We start from the raw sequence: 16,452 nt of genomic DNA, 5'->3' as shown, positions 1-16,452 counted from the left end.
GTCTGAATAAGACGAACACGGCCCGCCGACTCGATCCGAGCCGGCGGGCCGTCGCTTTTGACTGGACAACCGCTATCCGCCGCTTGTCCCGCTGAGCTGGACAGCCCGCCTTTCCCCACCCTCTAACCGCCGGCCGCCGTCTTGCTCTTCCCCCAATAAACCCCCGCGATGACATCTCGGCTCGCGGCCGGACGACAGCGGCGAGTCTCGTTTACCACGGCCCTCAAGCACAGACGCCCTTGTGCGCTGGTGGTCTCGCGATAGCTTCGCCGACGGCGGTTGAGGGTAAACGCGGGACACGCGTGCACAGGTTTTTCGCTGAAGCACGCGCAAACGGGCGAAACACCGAAAACGCCCGCCACACAACTTCCGAAACCCCGAGCGGAGATGTCATCGCGGGGGTTTTATTGGGGGAAGAACGGGACGGCGGCCGGCGGTTAGCGGGATGGAAAAGCAGGTTGTCCCGCTGAGCGGGACAGGCGGCCGGCGGTCACATTAATTTGGCGCGCAGGAAGTGCAGGAAATCGGAACCGGTCAGCGCGGTGAGACCGCTGGCGGCGAGCCGGGTGACGCCGGGTGCGAAGACGAGGCCTGCGCACAATCCGGTAGAGATCCACATGCCCGTGCAGAAGGGGCACGTCAGCAGTTCCCCGATGACTTTGCGCGCACCAGTGCCGCGGACTTCCTCGTTGAGTTCAGCCGGGCCCTGCGTGCCGTGATACTCGGTGAACGGCGCTCGCAGCGGACTGGTCACCGGGTCGCGGGCGATGAGGCGACTGAGTCGGTGCGTGGCGCCCGCGAGGACTACTACGTCCCAAGGACTCGGGTTGGGCACGGGCCGGTGTGTGACCTTCGCGACGCCGGCGAGTGCAGCAACCATTCCCGTGTACACGCCCATGGCGCCGACATAGCTGCGTAGCGGGAAGTCGGCGCCCTGTGTGTATTCCTGCTCCACCTCGCGCAGCGCCTGTTCCGTCTTCTCCGTCACCGCCGCCTCCGGTCTTTGGGTGTTATGGGGCTTTCGCGCCGACTACCCGCCTCGATCGTGGGTACACGCGGGCGACGCATTGCGAGAGTCGAGGAGAGGCAATGGCCAAGAAGATCGGGTACTTCCTGTCCAGTGAGGAGTTCGGACCGCGGGAACTGGTCGAGCAGGCGCGGATGGCCCAGGACGCCGGCTTCGAAGCGCTCTGGATCTCCGACCACTTCCATCCGTGGAATGACGCACAGGGACAGAGCGGCTTCGTCTGGGGCACGATCGGCGCCCTGGCCCAGGCAGTGGACCTGCCGATCGGGACCGCCGTGACGTGTCCGACCATCCGCATTCATCCGGCGATCATCGCCCAGGCTGCCGCGACCGCCGCGGTGCTGACCGACGGGAAGTTCACCCTCGGCGTCGGCACCGGCGAAGCACTGAACGAGCACATTCTTGGCGGCCCCTGGCCGACCTCCAAGGTGCGGCGGGACATGCTGGAAGAGGCCGTGCAGGTGATGCGCGAGCTGTGGAAGGGTGACATCGTCAACCATCGCGGCGAGTACTACACCGTCGATAACGCGCAGATCTACACGCTGCCGGACCAGCCCGTGCCCGTTTACGTCTCCGGATTCGGCCCCGCTTCGGCTCGTATGGCGGGCCGGATCGGCGACGGTTACGTGGGCGTTCAACCTGACAGGGAACTGCTCAGTCAGTTCCGGGAGAACGGCGGCCAGGGCAAGGTCACGCAGGGCGGCTACAAGGTGTGCTGGGGCCCGGATCGCGACGAGGCGGTCAAGACCGCGCACGAGCGCTGGGCCAACGAGCAACTGCCGGGCGAACTGGCGCAGGTACTCCCGCAGCCGGCCCATTTCGAGCAGGCGCAGCAACTGGTCACGCCGGACATGGTGGCTGAGGCCCTGGTGTGCGGTGACGACGAGGAAGCGCACTTGCGCCGTTTCGCCGAGTACTCCGACGCCGGATACGACGAGGTGTATATCAACCAGATCGGACCGGATCAGCGCGGCTTCTTCGATTTCTACGGCAAGCGCATCCTGCCGCAGCTGAAGGGTATGCGCTCGCAATGAGCAGCAACGAACCGCGCAGGAACATCCTGAGGGAACCGAGCGAACAGACGCGCATACATACCCAGGTCGAGCAAGCCGAGCAGGAGACTTACAACGCGGCGCAGAAGGCGCGCGGCGCGCAGGGCCATGAGCAGAAGAAGCTAACTGACTCGGCCGACGTTTCCGAGACCTGGCAGAACCCTACCGGTCACAGCGGCAGGCCGATCGGCTACGTGGCCTCCGGTGTGATCGTGCTCGGCTTCCTTCTCGGCGGCATCGGCCTGACGGTCGGCCCCCGCGTGCTCATCTGGATCGGCGTGGCGATCATCGTCATCACCGGCGCGGTCGGCATGGCGACGCACGTGTGGAGCGACTACCGAACCGGTACTGCTGAGTAGGGCGTCAAGCCCAGCGCAGGGCGGCGATGACGGCAACCGCTCCGGCCGCGAGGAACGCTGCGTAGTCGTTCACTGAACCGGTGTGGACGGCGCGCAGTGCGCGGACCGGTAGCGGTTCCTTCGAACGCAGATAGAACGCGGTGAGCAGTGCACCGAGACCGACGCTCACGACGAGCAGTACCAGCTCCATCACGTCGGTGTAGTCGAACGTCACCAACACGTGTGGTAGCGAGCCCACCCCGGCAAGCACGTCGTGGGCGTACTGCTGCGGATGTAAGAGCCCAGACGCCGCCGGGGCCATCGTGTGGTTGATGACCTTTCCGGGCACGATGCCGAACGCGATGCAGCAAACGCTGAGGATGACGAGGCTGGTCAGCATGCCCGGCCGGAGCGATTCGCTGCGCTCATACTCCTCCTGCCGCTCGCGGAAAAAGGCCAACCAGGCGGCGCGGCCGAGCGCGGCGATCGTGATTAGCTGCGCTAGAAGCATGAGTGCGTAGGGCAGGTATTGGTGACTGTCCGTCAGCCCGTGATGAATGAGGCTGAGCGAAACGAAGCCGCCAAGCGGTGGAACGCCCGCGATCGAGGCCGCGCCTACTATGAACGCGCCGGCGACCCACGGCCATCGGCGCAGCAAGCCGCCCATCTCCGAGAGCTTAGTTACTCCGGTGCGATGGGTGATCGCGCCGGCGCACAAGAACAGCAGCGATTTGAACAGCGCGTGATTGACCAAATGATATGTGGACCCTGCGATACCCGCTGCGGACCCGGTCGCGAGTCCTATCGCGAGTACGCCCATCTGCGAAACCGTGTCGTAGGCGAGTAGGCGTTTTAGTTCGTCCTGCGCTAGGGCGAGAGTTGCGCCGACCAGCGCGGAGATGATTCCGACGACCATCAGGATGCCGAGAATCGGAATATGCGAGGTCGGATATACCTGGAAAGCCAGTCGCCCGATCGCCACGATGCCCAGGTTCACCATGAGCCCGGAGAAGAGGGCCGATACCGGTCCAGGCGCGGCAGTGTGCGCGTCGGGGAGCCAGCCATGGAACGGGATCAAACCGGCCTTCGTCGCGAAACCGGCTACCAGCAAGCCGAGCGCGACCAGGTCAGCGGTGCCGACGTGAGCGGCGAGCGACTCGTGCAACTGCGCGAGGTTGAGCGCGCCGTGCCTCGTGTACAGCAGCCCGGCGCCGATGAAGACGCCGAAGGCCGCGATGGTGGTGAGGATCGCGATTTTGAACGCCGCCTCCAGTGCGATCGGCCGCTCCAGGAAGAAGCCGGTCAGGCCGTAACTGGCGAGCGCGGCGACCTCGAACCACACGAACAGGTTGAACAGGTCGGCGGTCAGCGCCGAACCGATCAGCGCGCCGAGCAGCAGCTGGAACAGGCAGGCGAACGCGCCGAGTTCGCGCTCGCCGAGACCGCCCAACTCAGAGAGCGCATACACCAGCAGCAGCGCGCCGATGCCGGCGCAGGCGAGCGCGAAAGTCAGCCCGAACGGGTCAGCGGCGAACGCGATGCCGAGCACCGCGCCGTGAACCGGCCCCCAGCCGCCCAGGTAATGCGCGAGGATACCGCCGCCGGTCCCGTAGACGTGCGGCGCGATGAGCACGAGCACGGCGAGCGAGCCGACCAGCGCGAGCGCGGAGATGATCAGCGGCAGCCGCTTCGAGACGCGGGCGAGTAAGGGGGCGAAGACCGCGCCGGTCAGCGGAAGCGCGACGGCGACCGGTAGCAGCGAACCCGCCGCCGCGGTGGTCGTGATCACTGACTCACCCTCGCAGCTCCCTGATCTTGTCGGCGTCGAGGGTGCGGTAATGCTGCGCGATCCGCACGACGATCGTGAGGAACACCGCGGTCACCGCCACGCCGATGACGATTGCCGTCAGGCAGAAGTTCTGCAGTACGGGGTCTGCGACATTGCCCCGCACCAGGTCGTGCGCGTTCCGGCCGCCAGGCGGGCTGACCAGCACGGGAGCCGTCGAACCCTCGCGGTAAGCCATGGAGATGAACAGCAGGTAGGTTGACCCCTCCATCAGCGACAGGCCCATCACGATCTTGATCAGATTGCGCCGGGTGAGCACCGTGTAGAGCCCGGCGCAGAACACGAACCCGGCCACGAGGTAGTTGGCTACGATCACTGATCCTCGCCTCCTGCGGCGTTCGCGCTCTGGGCGGCGGGCTCGTTCTCGTTCGCGATCGCGTCGCTTCCTTCTGCGTTGTCTGGTTCGTCCTCTGACTTGTCGCGAGCCCAGTCGTGACTCATCGCCAGTAGCGCGAACACCGCGATGATCAAGCCTGTGCCGACTTCGACCAGCTCGCCGCCGGAGAAGAGCTGCACGATGCCGCCGGAGCGGATCGTCTGCGGCGGCGTCAGCGGCAGCCAGTTCGCGCTGAAGGAGCCCTTGAGGAACAAGCCGAACGCCTCGGTGAGGATGATCAGCGCCGCGCCGGCCATCTCGATGGTCTCGATCAGCTTGGGCTGCACCACGCGCGCGACCCGTTTGCGCCCGAAACCCGCGTAGACCAGCAGCACCACGCCGAGAATGACCGCGCCACCTGGGAAGCCGCCGCCGGGGGAGTAGCCCCACGCCACGAGGTAGCAGCCGGTCACCGCGAGGATCGGCGTGGCCGTGCGCACCGCGCCGCGAATGATGATCGACATCGCCTCGGCCTGTTCCGGACCGCGTCCGCCGACCAGCTCGTTGTCAGGGGTCTTCGGTCGGTGCTCGACTGCCACCTTCTTCTGCGCTGCCGAAGTGTCCGCATCGGAATCAGGGTCGTCACTCGACTCGGATTCCTCGTCCGACTCGGCGCTTTCCGCGCGACGCGCCTCCCGCTCCCCGGAGTCCGGCGCCTCGGCCGGATCGATCTCGGCCTGCTCGCGCCGGCCCGCGATGTCCTCGCCGAAGTACCCGCTCCTGGGCTCCCTCGGCCGGGACAGCAGCACGACGCTGACTACCGCGGCCAGTAGCAGGAACGTCTCGCCGAAGGTGTCGAAGCCGCGCGAGCCGTACACCACCTCGTTGACCGGCTCCGTCAGATGCCAGCTCGGCAGCGAGCTCTGCATCGCGTACCTGGCGACCTCAGAGAGCTGCTGGCGCCCCCGTGGCAGGCCGAGCAGCGCGGCCCCCAACGCCACCGCGACGCCCGCCGTGAGCAGCAGGCCGACGACGACGCGGTGCTTCGGCTCGGTCTCAATGGCCTCGCCCTGGACCCGCTGGCCGCGTTCGTCAGTCGCTGTCATGGTGCGACTCGCCTTCCTCCTTCATCTCACCGCGATCGGGCACGTCGGTGCGCACCTTGCCGATGGCGATCAGGTACAGCGCCGGCAGCGCGATGGCCCCGACGACGACCTCGGAGTGCGCGTCGTCCGGCGCGCCGAGCACGACGAAGATGAGTGAGAGCATGGTGCCGACGCCCGAGAGCGCCATGACCGCGCCGTTCAGATTGCGCAGCTTCACCACGAGCACCGCCGCCGCCACGATCAGCGCGAGCACGAGGTAGTCGAGCGCCCAGAACAGCGTCACCCTTCGCCTCCGCCGTCATCAGGTCGCCGTGCCCGCTCCTTCGCCTTCTGCTGTTCCTTGCGTTCGACCACCTCGTCGCGCACCGCGCCCTGCCACATCGGTACGCCCGACTTGTACGCGGCGCGGGCCAGCGCATGCGACGCGGCCGGGTTGACCACCAGCAGCAGCACCGCGACGAGCAGCGCCCGGCTGGCATAGCTGCTGTCGATGCCCTCGCCGACGACAAGTGCGACGAGCGCGGGCAGCGCGCCCATGGTCACCGTCTTCGAGGAGCACTGGATGCGGCTGTACAGGTCCGGCATGCGCAGGATCCCGACCGCCCCGGACAGTGAGAACGCGAGCCCGATGCTCGCGAGCACGATAAAGATGATGGTCTTCACAGCAGCCCCCGCTCCAGGTAGCGGGCCCAGACGATCGCGCCGAGGTAGCTGAACGAGGCCAGCCAGAGGGCGACGTCGAGGTAGATCGCGCGGTCCGCGAAGGCCGCGAAGAACAGCACCGCGAGCGTCGCCTGCGTGGACAGGGTGTTGAGCGCCACGATGCGGTCCGAGATGGTCGGCCCGATCGCGAGCCGCGCCATCAGCAGCAGGCCGATGGCCGTCTCGACGAGGGCGATGACGCCGTACAACGACGTGCTCACGAAGCCTTCTCCTCCTTCTGTGCGTCGGGGGCGCCGCTGTTGTCGGATTGCGCGGTGCGATTGAGGTGCGCGGTGAGCAGGAACCGTTCCACTGGCTCGTTGATCTTGGCTCGGGCCTCCTGTGGACCGCCCTGCGGCACCGCGACCGCGTGGTACTGCAGTTCCTCGCGCCGCCGGTCAACGTCGACGATCTGGTTATCCACCACCACCGAGGTGACCAGGCCGACCACGGTCAGGCCGAACAGTGAACGCTGCGATGTCGGCACGATCACCATTCCGCTGCGCAGCGGCCGGCTTGGCGCCCAGATTCGTGCGGCCAGCCGCACGTTAGCCGACACGATCCGGCCGAGTGAGGTGATGAGCAGAGCGAGGGTGCGCCAGAGGCGTCGCGGGGCGAGCACTGCCCATGGTGGGACGACCGGTCCGAGCGGAGCGAGCGCGAGCCCGATGGCGACCGAGATGCCGATGCCGAAGGCGTACTGTTCCGCCGTCACGGTCCACGTCAGCAGGATCCACACGATCAGGCACCAGGCGGCGAGGCCGAGGGCGCGCGCGAAATAACGCACCGGCCCGGACAGGTGGTCGGCGCGCCGCTGCTTGTGCGGCTCGCCCGAGTCTGACGCGGGGTGCGACGAAGACACCGCTCACCTCCCGTGTCATGAGCCTGTCCGCAGCCGGTTCACGCGAATACCCGCACCGCGACTGTGTACACGCATTTGTTCCATCTGCCGGAAACCTGTTTCCGACCGGGCGCGGCGGGGCATTGCTTGACTCCGATCGATCGGCGCCCGCGCAGCAGCGAGCGGAAGTACGGCGCACAAACCGTGCGTAGCCTGCGAGGAGGCGAGAACGATGACCCGACGCATCGAGACCGCTGAACAGGGCCGCCGTGTCCGCGTTCACAAGCATCAGCCGTCCCGGCGAGTCCTGCCGCCGCTGGATCTGCGTACGCCGTCCGGGCGCCGCCAATTGCCTTACTGAGAATGCGTCCATAAGTCCCCTTTGCGTCAATGGCCGCTGATAGCCCGGTGTATGCCGGGGTCGCAACCGAGTAGGTACCTCGTCGCGTTCTGATACGCGGGGGCTATACGGGTACCCGACTTGGTTCACGCGGCGCACGCGCACTGCCAGTCCCCTTGCCGCGGAACTTTTGAGCAAGCAAGGGACTGAGAGTGACGCATATACATCGCAGGCGGTTGGCTGCCTGCGCGATCGTCGCCGGGCTGCTCTGCGGCTCGGCGTCCGCGTTGGCCACCCCCGCCCTCGCCGCCACGGCTTCGGCGAATTCGGCGAAAAACTCGTCGCTGAAGGGCGCGGCGGCGAGCAGCCAGACCACCGCCTTCACCACCGGCGGCTGGCTCGACAAGATCACCCGCGGCAAAGAGGTGGCGTTCGCGGAGTCGCACTGGAGCTGGACCGCCTGGAACGATTCGACTCCGGTCGCCGACGGCGCCGACCAGCCCAATTACCAGTGCGCGGAGTTCGTGGCGCGGGCCATGGCCGCCGCCGGGTTGATTCCCGGGCTGAGCCCGAACGCGCCGCAGAGCGACTACTTCAACTACACCGCGCCGAACGGCAAGGTCTACGACCTGCTGCTCATATCGGTGCTGCCGCAGTACCACAACATCTACGACTACTTGATGGACAGCGGCCTCGGCATCGACGTCGGCGACAACCCGGCCGCCGCGCAGCCCGGCGACTTCGTGGTCACCTACCTCGGCCCGAACAACACTCCGAGCCACATGGGCCTGATCGCGACCGCGCCGACGGCGTCCGCCGAAGCTACCGTCGACGCGCACAACCACGCGCGTTACCACTACGGCTACCACTTCTACGCGCCCTCGCACCTCGTCGAACTCGCGCCGAACGCGCTGCTGAAGGTGACGGCGTGGGCCGCGCAATACGACATTAAGAGCCCAGTCACGCCCCCGCAGCACACGGTCCCGACCGCTCCGCTCGGCTCACACAACCTGGTCGGCGTCGGACGGTTCGCCGATCCGGCTGGCCCGCAGGTCTGATCTGACGATCTGAGTTCGAGGTCTGATCGGCCTTCCACGGCCTCCGCAGTCGACAGAGACTGCGGAGGCCGAGTCATATATCCGGTAGGCCACGCGGACGCTAGTGGCTGTTACACGATCGCTGTGACTAGGGTGGGTCCATGCGCTTTGGACTCTTCGTACCTCAAGGCTGGCGGCTCGATCTGACCGGGATCGACCCCGCCGATCAGTGGACCACGATGCTCGATATCGCCCGCGCCGCTGAGAACGGCCCGTTTGAATCAATCTGGGTATACGACCACTTCCATACCGTGCCTGTGCCCACTGAGGAGGCCACGCACGAGGCGTGGACGTTGATGGCCGCGTTCGCTGCGGCGACCAGCAGGGTGCGGCTTGGTCAGATGTGCACGTGCATGGCTTACCGCAACCCGGCTTACCTGGCGAAGGTCGCCGCGACGGTCGATGTGATCTCCGGCGGGCGCGCGGAGATGGGGATCGGTGGTGGCTGGTACGAGCACGAGTGGCGCGCGTACGGGTACGGATTCCCGTCGGCTGGCGATCGGCTCGGCATGCTCGATGAGGGTGTACAGATCATGCGGCAGCTGTGGACGGAGGGCACCGCGACCTTCAAGGGCAAGCACTATCAGGTGGACGGTGCGATTTCGCGTCCGCTGCCGTTGCAGGAGGGTGGCCTGCCGCTGTGGATCGCCGGCGGCGGCGAGAAGAAGACGTTGCGCACCGCGGCGAAGTACGCGGCCTACACGAACTTCGATGCGACGCCTGAGGTGTTCAAGCGCAAGTCGCAGATCCTGGCAGAGCACTGCCGCGAGGTGGGCACCGACTTCGACGCGATCGTGCGCTCCGGCAACTACAACGTGGTGATCGGCGAGAGCGAGAAGGACGTGCAGGACCGGCTCGCCTCGATCCGCGAGCGATACGCGCCGCACCTCACGCCGGCGAAGCTCGAAGAGACGATGACCAACTTCGCCAACGGTCCGCTGGTCGGCACGCCGGAGCAGATCGTGGAGAGGCTGACTGAGGCGCGCGGTTTCGGCATGACGTACGCGATCCTGTATTTCAGCGAGGCCGCGTACGACAAGTCCGGCATCGAACTGTTCGTCAAGCAGGTCGCCCCCGCCCTGCAAGGCTGAATCGGCTGGTCTCCACCCCTCGCGTCATCCAACCATCCCATCATCCCGTCAAAGCGAGAGCGGCGGTCGCTGCGGAAACGGCGAGCACGGCAAGGACCGCGCCGTTGAGCAGCGTGCGCCGCTTCGGGATTTCCAGGCCGAACGCGGCGCAGCGCTCGTACCACAGCAGCGTCGCGAGCGAGGCCCAGGCGGTGATCACCGGGCCCGCGTTCGTGCCGATCAGGAGCGCGAGCAGCTGGCTGTGATTCGTGACGGGCACGGCGCTTTCGCTCGCGACGTACGCCGGCAGGTTGTTGAGCAGGTTCGCCAGCAGCGTGCCGGTTCCGGCGGCCCGCAACTGGCCGACGAATGAGTTCGAGCCGCCGGCCAGGTGCGTGATGAGCGTGCCGAGGCCGTGCACGGTGATCGTCTGCACGACGAGGAACATGCCGGTGACCGTTGCCAGCAGCCGCCACGGCAGCAGCGACCACCGCAGCGCCGCACGCTCGCGCATCGCGAAGGCGAGGACGGTGACCGCCGCCGCGACGGCCGACGCGACGCCGAGTGTGACGCCGAGCAGAATCGCGACGACGAACAGCACGCACGCCACACCGGCGACCGCGCACAGCACCCGGTCCTGCGGTCGGAACGGTTCGGGCAGCTCGTATCGGTCCGCGCCGCCGCGCCGCGACTTGCGCCAATAGCCGACCCAGAGCACTGCCATGGTCACCGCGACGCTCGCGGCCTCCGGCGCCGCCATCCGCGCCGCGAAGTCGACCGGGCTGAGCGCGACCCGGTTCGCCGCCAGCAGGTTGGTCAGGTTCCCGACCGGCAGCAGCAGGCTCGCGGTATTCGCGAGCAGCGCTGTCGTCATCGCCAGCGGCAGCAGAGGCATGCCGATCCGCGTCGCCATCGCCAGCATGATCGGAGTCAGCAGCACCGCGGTCGTGTCGAGGTTGAGGCCGACCGTGGTCACGACTGCCATCAGCACACAGAGGGCGAACAGCACGCTGTAGCGGCCGCGGGCGGTGATGGCCAACCGGGTCGCGACGACATCGAAGGTCTGCGCGCGGCCAGTCAGCTCGGCCAGGATGATCACGGTGCCCAGGAACAGCAGCAGCGGCAGGATCCGGTCGAGGATCGAGGAGGTTTCGGTTCGGGAGAGGGCGCCGGTGGCCACGCACAGTGCGCCCGCTATCAGCAGGATCAGTGCGAGGAGATCCAGCGGGTGCAGACCGAGCAGGCGGTTGCGCTGGCGCCGGCCGAGCGTTTCTCGACGGGCTTGCGAATCGACCGACAACGCCCGTATCTCCCCTCCGGCGGCTTCGTGATCGTCTGCCAGTTTACGGTTGGACGTTCACATTGCCCTGCGGCGGGTGCTTATGCAGCGGCTTGGGCGGCCGCGACGACGTCGTCGAGACGCTCCATGCTCTCGATCATGCCGGCCTCCATGCCGTTGGCCAGATGCATGTCGCGAGCCATCACGGTGTCGTGCACCGCGCGTCCGTGCACGATCGTGCCGCCCTCCACCTCCTCGAACACAGCCGTCTCCACCGCATAGTGGTCCGGCACCGGTTCGAACACGAAGGTCTGCTCAAGCTTGTGTGGCGGGTCAACCACCCGGTACTCGCCGCGGAAGGCGAACTCCTGGCCGTCGGGGGCGCGCGAGACGAAGCGATAGCCGCCGCCGACCCGCAGGTCGACCTCGCACACCACCAGCGCCAGGCGCGCGGGTCCCCACCAGTTGCGCAAGTGCTTCGGGTCGGTGAAGGCCTCGAAGACCAGCTTCGGCGGGGCCTTCACGAAGCGCCGGTAGGCCATCACCGGCTCGTTAGGCGGGATCTCGATCTCCAAGGCGGGGTGGGCGCAGATGGGGGTGGGGGTTGGTTCGGTTGGCCGGGTTGAGCCAGTTGAACTGGTCATTGCTCGTCCTCTTGTCGTTGTTGTTGCTGCAGGGTGTCCAGGTAGTTGTCGAGGCGTTCGAAGCTCGCCTCCCAGAATTCGCGGTAGGAGCCGACCCAGTCGGCCAGCTGCTTGAGCCGCAGCGGTTCGAGCTTGCACGGCCGCCGCTGTGCGTCCTTGCTGCGGGAGATGAGCCCGGCGGTCTCCAGCACCTTGAGGTGCTTAGAGATGGCCGGCTGGCTTATCGGGAAACGCCCGGCCAGCTCGAGCACTCCGGCCTCGCCCTCGGCCAGCCGGGAGATGATCGCCCGGCGGGTCGGGTCGGCCAGCGCGGTGAACGCCGCGTCAAGCTCTTCCTCCGAGAGGGTCGCTGCTTCCATAACCAATAGGTTATGCATGGTGGTGCGGTTGTCAAGACGGGCGTGCGCGGCGGCCCGCTTCGAATCCAGTGGACAACCGCTCGGCACGCTGGCCAGGATCGACGCATGACCACGTCGACGTCCTCGTCCTCGCTGCCAGACGCACCGACCTTCACCGATGTCCTTGAGGCGCGGCGCCTGCTCGCGGCGCATCTGCCGCCCACGCCCTCCTGGACTTATCCGGTGCTCAACGAGGCGGTAGGCGCGACGGTATGGATCAAGCACGAGAACGCGCAGCCGGTCGGCGCGTTCAAGGTGCGTGGCGGTCTGACGTTGCTCGCCTCGCTCTCGCCGCAGGAGCGCGCCGGGGGAGTGGTCGCCGCATCAACCGGCAACCACGCGCAGTCGGTGGCGTACGCGGCGCGGCAGTTTGGCGCGCCATGCATGATCGTGATGCCGGAGAACGCGAATCCGGTCAAGGCCGCATCGGTTCGCGCGCTCGGCGCCGAGTTGGTGCTGCGTGGCGCCGTCTTCGATGACTGCCGCACGATCGCCGCGCAGATCGCCGCCGAGACGAAGGCGCGTTATGTCGACTCCGGCGACGAGCCCGCCCTGATTGCCGGGGTCGCGACGGCAGCGCTGGAACTGTTCGAGGCCGCGCCTCGGCTCGACGCGCTGTTCGTGCCGGTTGGCGCGGGCACCGGCGCCGCCGGGGCGTGCCTGACCGCAACGGCCGTCGCGCCCGAATGTCGCGTGATCGGCGTTCAGTCGGCGCAGGCGCCTGCGGCATACGAGGCCTGGCGATCCGGAGCACCGGCGACCCTGCCGAACAAGACGGTGATCGAGGGTCTGTCCACCGGACAGTCATTCAAGCTTCCGCAGCAGATCATGCGGGCTCTGCTACCCGAATTCCTGCTGGTCGACGATGCCGAGATCCGCTCCGCGCAGCGGCTGATGCTCGCCGCGGCGCACACCACGGCCGAGGGAGCCGGAGCCGCCGCGCTCGCGGGATTGCTCGCACGGCGCGAGGAGTACGCGGGCAAGACCGTGGGCCTGATTTGCAGCGGTGGCAACGCGAGCGAGACGGAACTGGCGGCGGTGTTGGCGGCGCCGCTGACCAGCTGAGCTGAGCTGAGCTGAGCTGAGCTGAGCTGAGCTGAGCTGAGCAGGGCAGGGCAGCGGCAATTGCAATGACGGCGGCGGTTGGCGCTCTGGTCAGCTTCCTGCGACGCGGATCAGCAGTTTGCCCGTGGCGGAGCGCGACTCGATGACCCGGTGCGCCTCGGCCGCGTCGTCGAGCGCGTATTCGGCCGTGATGGGAAGTTCGACCCCTGCCTTCACCGCCGCCTGGATCGCGGTCTCGGTGAGTTTGTGCAGCCGTGCCGGATCCTCGCGGCTGAGCGCTCGGATGGAGAACCCGAATATGCCAAGCCCGCGAGGGTAGAGCTCAGGCGGTCCGACTTGCCAGGCATCTTGGTCACTCGCGTTGCCGAAGGAAAGCAGGCGGCCGAAGCGCGCCAGTAGCTTCAGGTTCGCCCGCAGCGTGTCGCCTCCAACCGGGTCGAGGATCACGTCGACGCCCTGTCCGCTGGTCGCCTCTGGGACCGCCGCGATGTAGTCGTCGCCGACGAACACCCGGTCGTATCCGAACCGCAACGCGTAAGCGGCCTTCTCGGAGGAGGAGACGACGCCGTAAACGTTCGCCGCCCCAGCGGCCTTTGCGAGCTGACCGGCTACCGTTCCGACGCCGCCCGCCGCGCTGTGTACGAGCACAGATTCACCCTGCGTCGGGCCTGCGGGCCCATTGATCAGTGCGTACGCGGTCGGCAAAACAGCCAGCCAGGTCGCTGCCTCGCGCAGGTCCGTGCCTTCGGGCAGTGGGTACACACTGGCCGCGTCGGCGAGCGCGATCTCGGCATAGCCGCCGGACGCTATGAACGCCGCGACCTTCTGGCCGACCGTGAAGCCCGCCGCGCCGGGACCGAGCGCGCGCACCGTACCGGAGACCTCCAGCCCGGGAACGAACGGCAGCGACGGGACCTGGTATCCGTCCCGCCGCGCCAAGACGTCCGCGTAATTGATCCCCGCGTACGCGACGTCGATCGCTATCTGGCCAGGTCCCGGCTCCGGTTCGGCCAATTCGACCGGCGTCAGCACCTGCGGCTCGCCATATTGCTCGACCAGTATTGCCCGCATGATCGGCCCCTCTCCCGCGGCTGGAAATACCCCGTAGCCGCCCTGGTGTTTCTGCTGCGATGGTTCGATGATGTGCGAACATCGACGTAGGATTCTTTCAAAGGCTTCGCTGCCGGGCAACCGGCCGGGAACCCGAGAGCCGAAGGGACGTAGCGCGCATGTCGGCGAGTGCGAGTGCGGAGAGCCAGACTCAGGGCCGGGCCGGTCGTCCGGCGCCTGAGCACACGCACCCGGACGAGGTGTCGCTGACCGCTGCCCTTGCGGCGCTCGCCGATCCGGTGCGGCTGTACCTCATCCGGGAATTGGCTCGATCCGCCGACTGGGAGCGCACCTGCGGCAGCTTCGACGTGCCCATCGGGAAAGCCGCGCTCAGCCATCACTTCGCGGTACTGCGCGGCGCCGGGCTGATCGAGCAGCGCGATGCCGGAACCAAGCGGGCAAACCGGCTGCGGCGCGCGGAATTCGACCGCCGTTTCCCGGGACTGCTCGGCGCGGTGCTGCGCGAGGGTGCAGCTGACGCAGGCGTGCCTAGCCGGAGCCGCTGAGCCTGAGCCGCTGAGCCGCGCAGGCATTTACCGGGCTCTTACGCCCGCATCGCGATAGTCGGAGCTGTCCACAGCGATTCGGGTTGGAGGAACGGTGAGACGAGCGACCGGAAATGCGGTTGCCCCGGTCATGGCGGTTCTGTGTGCGGTGGCGCTGGCCGGCGTGCTCACGGGGTGCCGCGCGCAGGCCTCGGCGTCACAGCCGGCCGGCAGCGTGACGAGTCCGGCGGATGCAACTGCGGCCGCGGTCAGTGGCGCGGGTGGCGGTGCCGGCGCCGGTGCTCCTGCGGCGACAGGGCCGGCCGACGCGGGCGTCGACTCCGACCTGAACTCGGTTGACGGTCAGCTGTCGGGGCTCGACTCGGCGCTCGCGCAGGCGACTCAGAGCCCTTCTGACGGCGGCTGATCCGCTCGCAAGGTTACGGAAGAGACGGATTATCTATTATGAAAACCCTTACACGCTTCGGCGTCGCGACCGCCGCTACGGCAGTACTCGCCGCAGGAGTCGCCTTGCCTGCTCAAGCACAGACCGCGTTCGGTGCCGCGGCTACGACGAGCAAGACGACGGCCGCCGCCGGACTCGATGCGGCGAAGGCTCTGGCGACTTCGCGCATCGACGGCCGTTTGGAGACCCTGCATGCCCTCCAACTCGCGGTAGCCAACGCATCCCACCTGACCTCTAACGACCGGTCCACTCTCAGTAGTCTGATCAGCAGCGATATCAGTGGCCTCACGTCACTGCGCGGCAAGGTCGGCAGTGAGACCACGGTCTCAGCGGTGCGAGCCGACGAGACCACGATGGTGGACCAGTACCGCGTGTACCTGCTGGTTGGCCCGAAGGTCCACCTCGCCGACGCTTTCGACACCGAGGCCGCCGCCGAGTCCACGCTGCAGAAGGTGTACGACAAGCTGGCCGCTCGTCTGGCCAAGCAGCCCGGCGGCGGGACGGCGACCGAGAAGTCCCAGCTCGCTGACCTCCAGACGCAGCTGCAGAATGCGCAGCAGGCCGAGTCGGGCAAGGTCGCGACGTTGCTGGCCATTGAGCCCGGCGCGGACGCGAACGCGATCCACGACGCGCTCTCGCCGCTGGTCACCGCGGCGAAGACCGCGCGCGCCGATCTACGCAAGGCGCGCGACGACGCAAAGGCACTGCGCGGCGAACTGAAGAAGTAGCGGCGACCTGAAGTAACAGCAGCCGCGGTCGAGGGAGGGAAACGAGGTCAACGGCGCCGGATGCGACGGACGTCATCTGGCGCTTCTTCGTCGCTCATCCTGTCCGTCATGTGAAAGTTTCCTCTCGCTTCGCAGAAAAATTTCGGTCACCTGACCAGTGTCTTGACGGTTTTCGACGGCGAGTCCTAACGTCACGCCGTCGCCGCGGACCGGCCGCGACGTCGAAATTTTCGAACTTTTGCCGGGGCGGAAGGGACTAGCCCAATGGAAAGCGATATCGGCGCCGGTATCGGAGCAACTCGGCCCCGGCGCGGCCCGTCCGGTCGGCGGCGCAGGCTGCGCGCCCTCTATGCGGCTGGCACGGTGGCCGCAGTGGCGACGGCGGCCGGCGCCGTGGTCCTGGCTGGTCCGGCTTCGGCGGCTTCGACGTTGCGTGCGGCGGCCGAGGCGCAGAACCGGTATTTCGGCACCGAGCTGACCGGCAGCATGCCCAGCAACCAGACCATCGCCTCGATCGCCGGCACCCAGTTCGACATGGTCAC

The 16,452-nt window shown here is 67.4% G+C and carries 20 protein-coding genes and 1 pseudogene; 9 read left to right on the top strand and 12 right to left on the bottom strand.

What is annotated here, in order from left to right; translation table 11 throughout:
- Positions 1 to 490: 490 nt before the first annotated feature.
- Positions 491 to 988: a DUF1360 domain-containing protein gene (locus VN779_RS15430; RefSeq protein ID WP_325723814.1), complete on the bottom strand. Its 498-nt coding sequence runs from the start codon at positions 986 to 988 to the stop codon at positions 491 to 493.
- A gap of 101 nt (positions 989 to 1,089) precedes the next feature.
- Between VN779_RS15430 and VN779_RS15425 the strand changes: the two genes are divergently transcribed.
- Both VN779_RS15425 and VN779_RS15420 read left to right on the top strand, forming a co-directional pair.
- Entirely contained in the window at positions 1,090 to 2,061 is a 972-nt protein-coding gene (locus VN779_RS15425; protein WP_325723812.1) for a TIGR03557 family F420-dependent LLM class oxidoreductase, read from the top strand.
- Positions 2,058 to 2,438 (top strand): hypothetical protein, encoded by a 381-nt coding sequence (locus tag VN779_RS15420; protein ID WP_325723810.1) that lies wholly within the window; start codon positions 2,058 to 2,060, stop codon positions 2,436 to 2,438. The genes VN779_RS15425 and VN779_RS15420 overlap by 4 nt, the downstream gene beginning before the upstream one ends.
- A 4-nt stretch (positions 2,439 to 2,442) precedes the next feature.
- Here VN779_RS15420 and VN779_RS15415 read toward each other — a convergent pair whose 3' ends face one another.
- Genes VN779_RS15415 through VN779_RS15385 form a run of 7 tightly spaced genes read right to left on the bottom strand, consistent with a single transcriptional unit; the run spans position 2,443 to position 7,249 of the window.
- Positions 2,443 to 4,206, bottom strand: a complete 1,764-nt coding sequence (locus tag VN779_RS15415; protein WP_325723808.1) for a complex I subunit 5 family protein — start codon at positions 4,204 to 4,206, stop codon at positions 2,443 to 2,445.
- Positions 4,207 to 4,210: 4 nt separating this feature from the next.
- Positions 4,211 to 4,579 carry a sodium:proton antiporter gene (locus tag VN779_RS15410; RefSeq protein ID WP_325723806.1) on the bottom strand — a complete coding sequence of 123 codons (369 nt, stop codon included), beginning with the start codon at positions 4,577 to 4,579 and terminating at the stop codon, positions 4,211 to 4,213.
- Positions 4,576 to 5,685, bottom strand: coding sequence for an MnhB domain-containing protein (locus VN779_RS15405; protein ID WP_325723804.1), 1,110 nt, complete (start codon positions 5,683 to 5,685; stop codon positions 4,576 to 4,578). The genes VN779_RS15410 and VN779_RS15405 overlap by 4 nt, the downstream gene beginning before the upstream one ends.
- Entirely contained in the window at positions 5,672 to 5,968 is a 297-nt protein-coding gene (locus VN779_RS15400) for a DUF4040 domain-containing protein (protein WP_325723802.1), read from the bottom strand. Before VN779_RS15400 ends, VN779_RS15405 begins: the two co-directional genes overlap by 14 nt.
- Positions 5,965 to 6,348 (bottom strand): monovalent cation/H(+) antiporter subunit G, encoded by a 384-nt coding sequence (mnhG, locus tag VN779_RS15395; protein ID WP_325723800.1) that lies wholly within the window; start codon positions 6,346 to 6,348, stop codon positions 5,965 to 5,967. Before mnhG ends, VN779_RS15400 begins: the two co-directional genes overlap by 4 nt.
- Positions 6,345 to 6,608, bottom strand: coding sequence for a monovalent cation/H+ antiporter complex subunit F (locus VN779_RS15390; protein WP_325723796.1), 264 nt, complete (start codon positions 6,606 to 6,608; stop codon positions 6,345 to 6,347). The genes mnhG and VN779_RS15390 overlap by 4 nt, the downstream gene beginning before the upstream one ends.
- Positions 6,605 to 7,249 (bottom strand): Na+/H+ antiporter subunit E, encoded by a 645-nt coding sequence (locus tag VN779_RS15385; protein WP_325723794.1) that lies wholly within the window; start codon positions 7,247 to 7,249, stop codon positions 6,605 to 6,607. The genes VN779_RS15390 and VN779_RS15385 overlap by 4 nt, the downstream gene beginning before the upstream one ends.
- A 531-nt stretch (positions 7,250 to 7,780) precedes the next feature.
- Here VN779_RS15385 and VN779_RS15380 point away from each other — a divergent pair.
- Together VN779_RS15380 and VN779_RS15375 are read left to right on the top strand one after the other, a co-directional pair.
- A complete protein-coding gene (locus tag VN779_RS15380; protein WP_325723792.1) occupies positions 7,781 to 8,626 on the top strand; it encodes a hypothetical protein in 846 nt (281 codons plus the stop codon).
- Between the two features lie 140 nt (positions 8,627 to 8,766).
- Positions 8,767 to 9,756: an LLM class F420-dependent oxidoreductase gene (locus VN779_RS15375; protein ID WP_325723790.1), complete on the top strand. Its 990-nt coding sequence runs from the start codon at positions 8,767 to 8,769 to the stop codon at positions 9,754 to 9,756.
- A gap of 40 nt (positions 9,757 to 9,796) precedes the next feature.
- On the opposite strand, the gene VN779_RS15370 is transcribed toward VN779_RS15375, so the two are convergent.
- The 3 genes from VN779_RS15370 to VN779_RS15360 form a co-directional block, all read right to left on the bottom strand.
- Positions 9,797 to 11,035 carry an SLC13 family permease gene (locus VN779_RS15370; protein ID WP_325723788.1) on the bottom strand — a complete coding sequence of 413 codons (1,239 nt, stop codon included), beginning with the start codon at positions 11,033 to 11,035 and terminating at the stop codon, positions 9,797 to 9,799.
- Positions 11,036 to 11,115: 80 nt separating this feature from the next.
- Entirely contained in the window at positions 11,116 to 11,658 is a 543-nt protein-coding gene (locus tag VN779_RS15365; protein WP_325723786.1) for an SRPBCC family protein, read from the bottom strand.
- Positions 11,655 to 12,017: a metalloregulator ArsR/SmtB family transcription factor gene (locus VN779_RS15360; protein WP_325723784.1), complete on the bottom strand. Its 363-nt coding sequence runs from the start codon at positions 12,015 to 12,017 to the stop codon at positions 11,655 to 11,657. Before VN779_RS15360 ends, VN779_RS15365 begins: the two co-directional genes overlap by 4 nt.
- Positions 12,018 to 12,122: 105 nt before the next feature.
- Here VN779_RS15360 and VN779_RS15355 point away from each other — a divergent pair, with 105 nt between their 5' ends.
- Positions 12,123 to 13,121, top strand: a complete 999-nt coding sequence (locus tag VN779_RS15355; protein ID WP_325723782.1) for a threonine ammonia-lyase — start codon at positions 12,123 to 12,125, stop codon at positions 13,119 to 13,121.
- A gap of 90 nt (positions 13,122 to 13,211) precedes the next feature.
- On the opposite strand, the gene VN779_RS15350 is transcribed toward VN779_RS15355, so the two are convergent.
- A complete protein-coding gene (locus VN779_RS15350) occupies positions 13,212 to 14,192 on the bottom strand; it encodes a quinone oxidoreductase family protein (RefSeq protein WP_325723780.1) in 981 nt (326 codons plus the stop codon).
- 158 nt (positions 14,193 to 14,350) lie between these two features.
- On the opposite strand from VN779_RS15350, the gene VN779_RS15345 reads away from it, so the two are divergent.
- From VN779_RS15345 to VN779_RS15330, 4 genes and pseudogenes are all read left to right on the top strand, one after another.
- Complete coding sequence (locus VN779_RS15345; protein WP_325723778.1) at positions 14,351 to 14,737, top strand: helix-turn-helix domain-containing protein; 387 nt, start codon at positions 14,351 to 14,353, stop codon at positions 14,735 to 14,737.
- 94 nt (positions 14,738 to 14,831) lie between these two features.
- A complete protein-coding gene (locus VN779_RS15340; protein ID WP_325723776.1) occupies positions 14,832 to 15,143 on the top strand; it encodes a hypothetical protein in 312 nt (103 codons plus the stop codon).
- A 38-nt stretch (positions 15,144 to 15,181) separates the two neighbouring features.
- Positions 15,182 to 15,910: a hypothetical protein gene (locus VN779_RS15335; RefSeq protein WP_325723774.1), complete on the top strand. Its 729-nt coding sequence runs from the start codon at positions 15,182 to 15,184 to the stop codon at positions 15,908 to 15,910.
- A 264-nt stretch (positions 15,911 to 16,174) separates the two neighbouring features.
- A pseudogene (locus VN779_RS15330) lies at positions 16,175 to 16,452 on the top strand (hypothetical protein); the annotation flags it as partial.

The organism is Actinocrinis sp. (genome assembly GCF_035605935.1).
Taxonomy (GTDB): domain Bacteria; phylum Actinomycetota; class Actinomycetes; order Streptomycetales; family Catenulisporaceae; genus Actinocrinis.
The sequence above is the reverse complement of the archived record's forward strand: the minus strand, read 5'-3'. Positions and strand labels throughout refer to the sequence as shown.

What these genes read in the sequence shown, in the direction of transcription:
- VN779_RS15375 (WP_325723790.1), top strand. Translation starts at nt 8,767, where the DNA reads ATGCGCTTTGGACTCTTCGTACCTCAAGGCTGGCGGCTCGATCTGACC.
- VN779_RS15425 (WP_325723812.1), top strand. Translation starts at nt 1,090, where the DNA reads ATGGCCAAGAAGATCGGGTACTTCCTGTCCAGTGAGGAGTTCGGACCG.
- VN779_RS15345 (WP_325723778.1), top strand. Translation starts at nt 14,351, where the DNA reads ATGTCGGCGAGTGCGAGTGCGGAGAGCCAGACTCAGGGCCGGGCCGGT.
- VN779_RS15335 (WP_325723774.1), top strand. Translation starts at nt 15,182, where the DNA reads ATGAAAACCCTTACACGCTTCGGCGTCGCGACCGCCGCTACGGCAGTA.
- VN779_RS15405 (WP_325723804.1), bottom strand. Translation starts at nt 5,685, where the DNA reads ATGACAGCGACTGACGAACGCGGCCAGCGGGTCCAGGGCGAGGCCATT.
- VN779_RS15420 (WP_325723810.1), top strand. Translation starts at nt 2,058, where the DNA reads ATGAGCAGCAACGAACCGCGCAGGAACATCCTGAGGGAACCGAGCGAA.
- VN779_RS15360 (WP_325723784.1), bottom strand. Translation starts at nt 12,017, where the DNA reads ATGGAAGCAGCGACCCTCTCGGAGGAAGAGCTTGACGCGGCGTTCACC.
- VN779_RS15355 (WP_325723782.1), top strand. Translation starts at nt 12,123, where the DNA reads ATGACCACGTCGACGTCCTCGTCCTCGCTGCCAGACGCACCGACCTTC.
- VN779_RS15365 (WP_325723786.1), bottom strand. Translation starts at nt 11,658, where the DNA reads ATGACCAGTTCAACTGGCTCAACCCGGCCAACCGAACCAACCCCCACC.
- VN779_RS15350 (WP_325723780.1), bottom strand. Translation starts at nt 14,192, where the DNA reads ATGCGGGCAATACTGGTCGAGCAATATGGCGAGCCGCAGGTGCTGACG.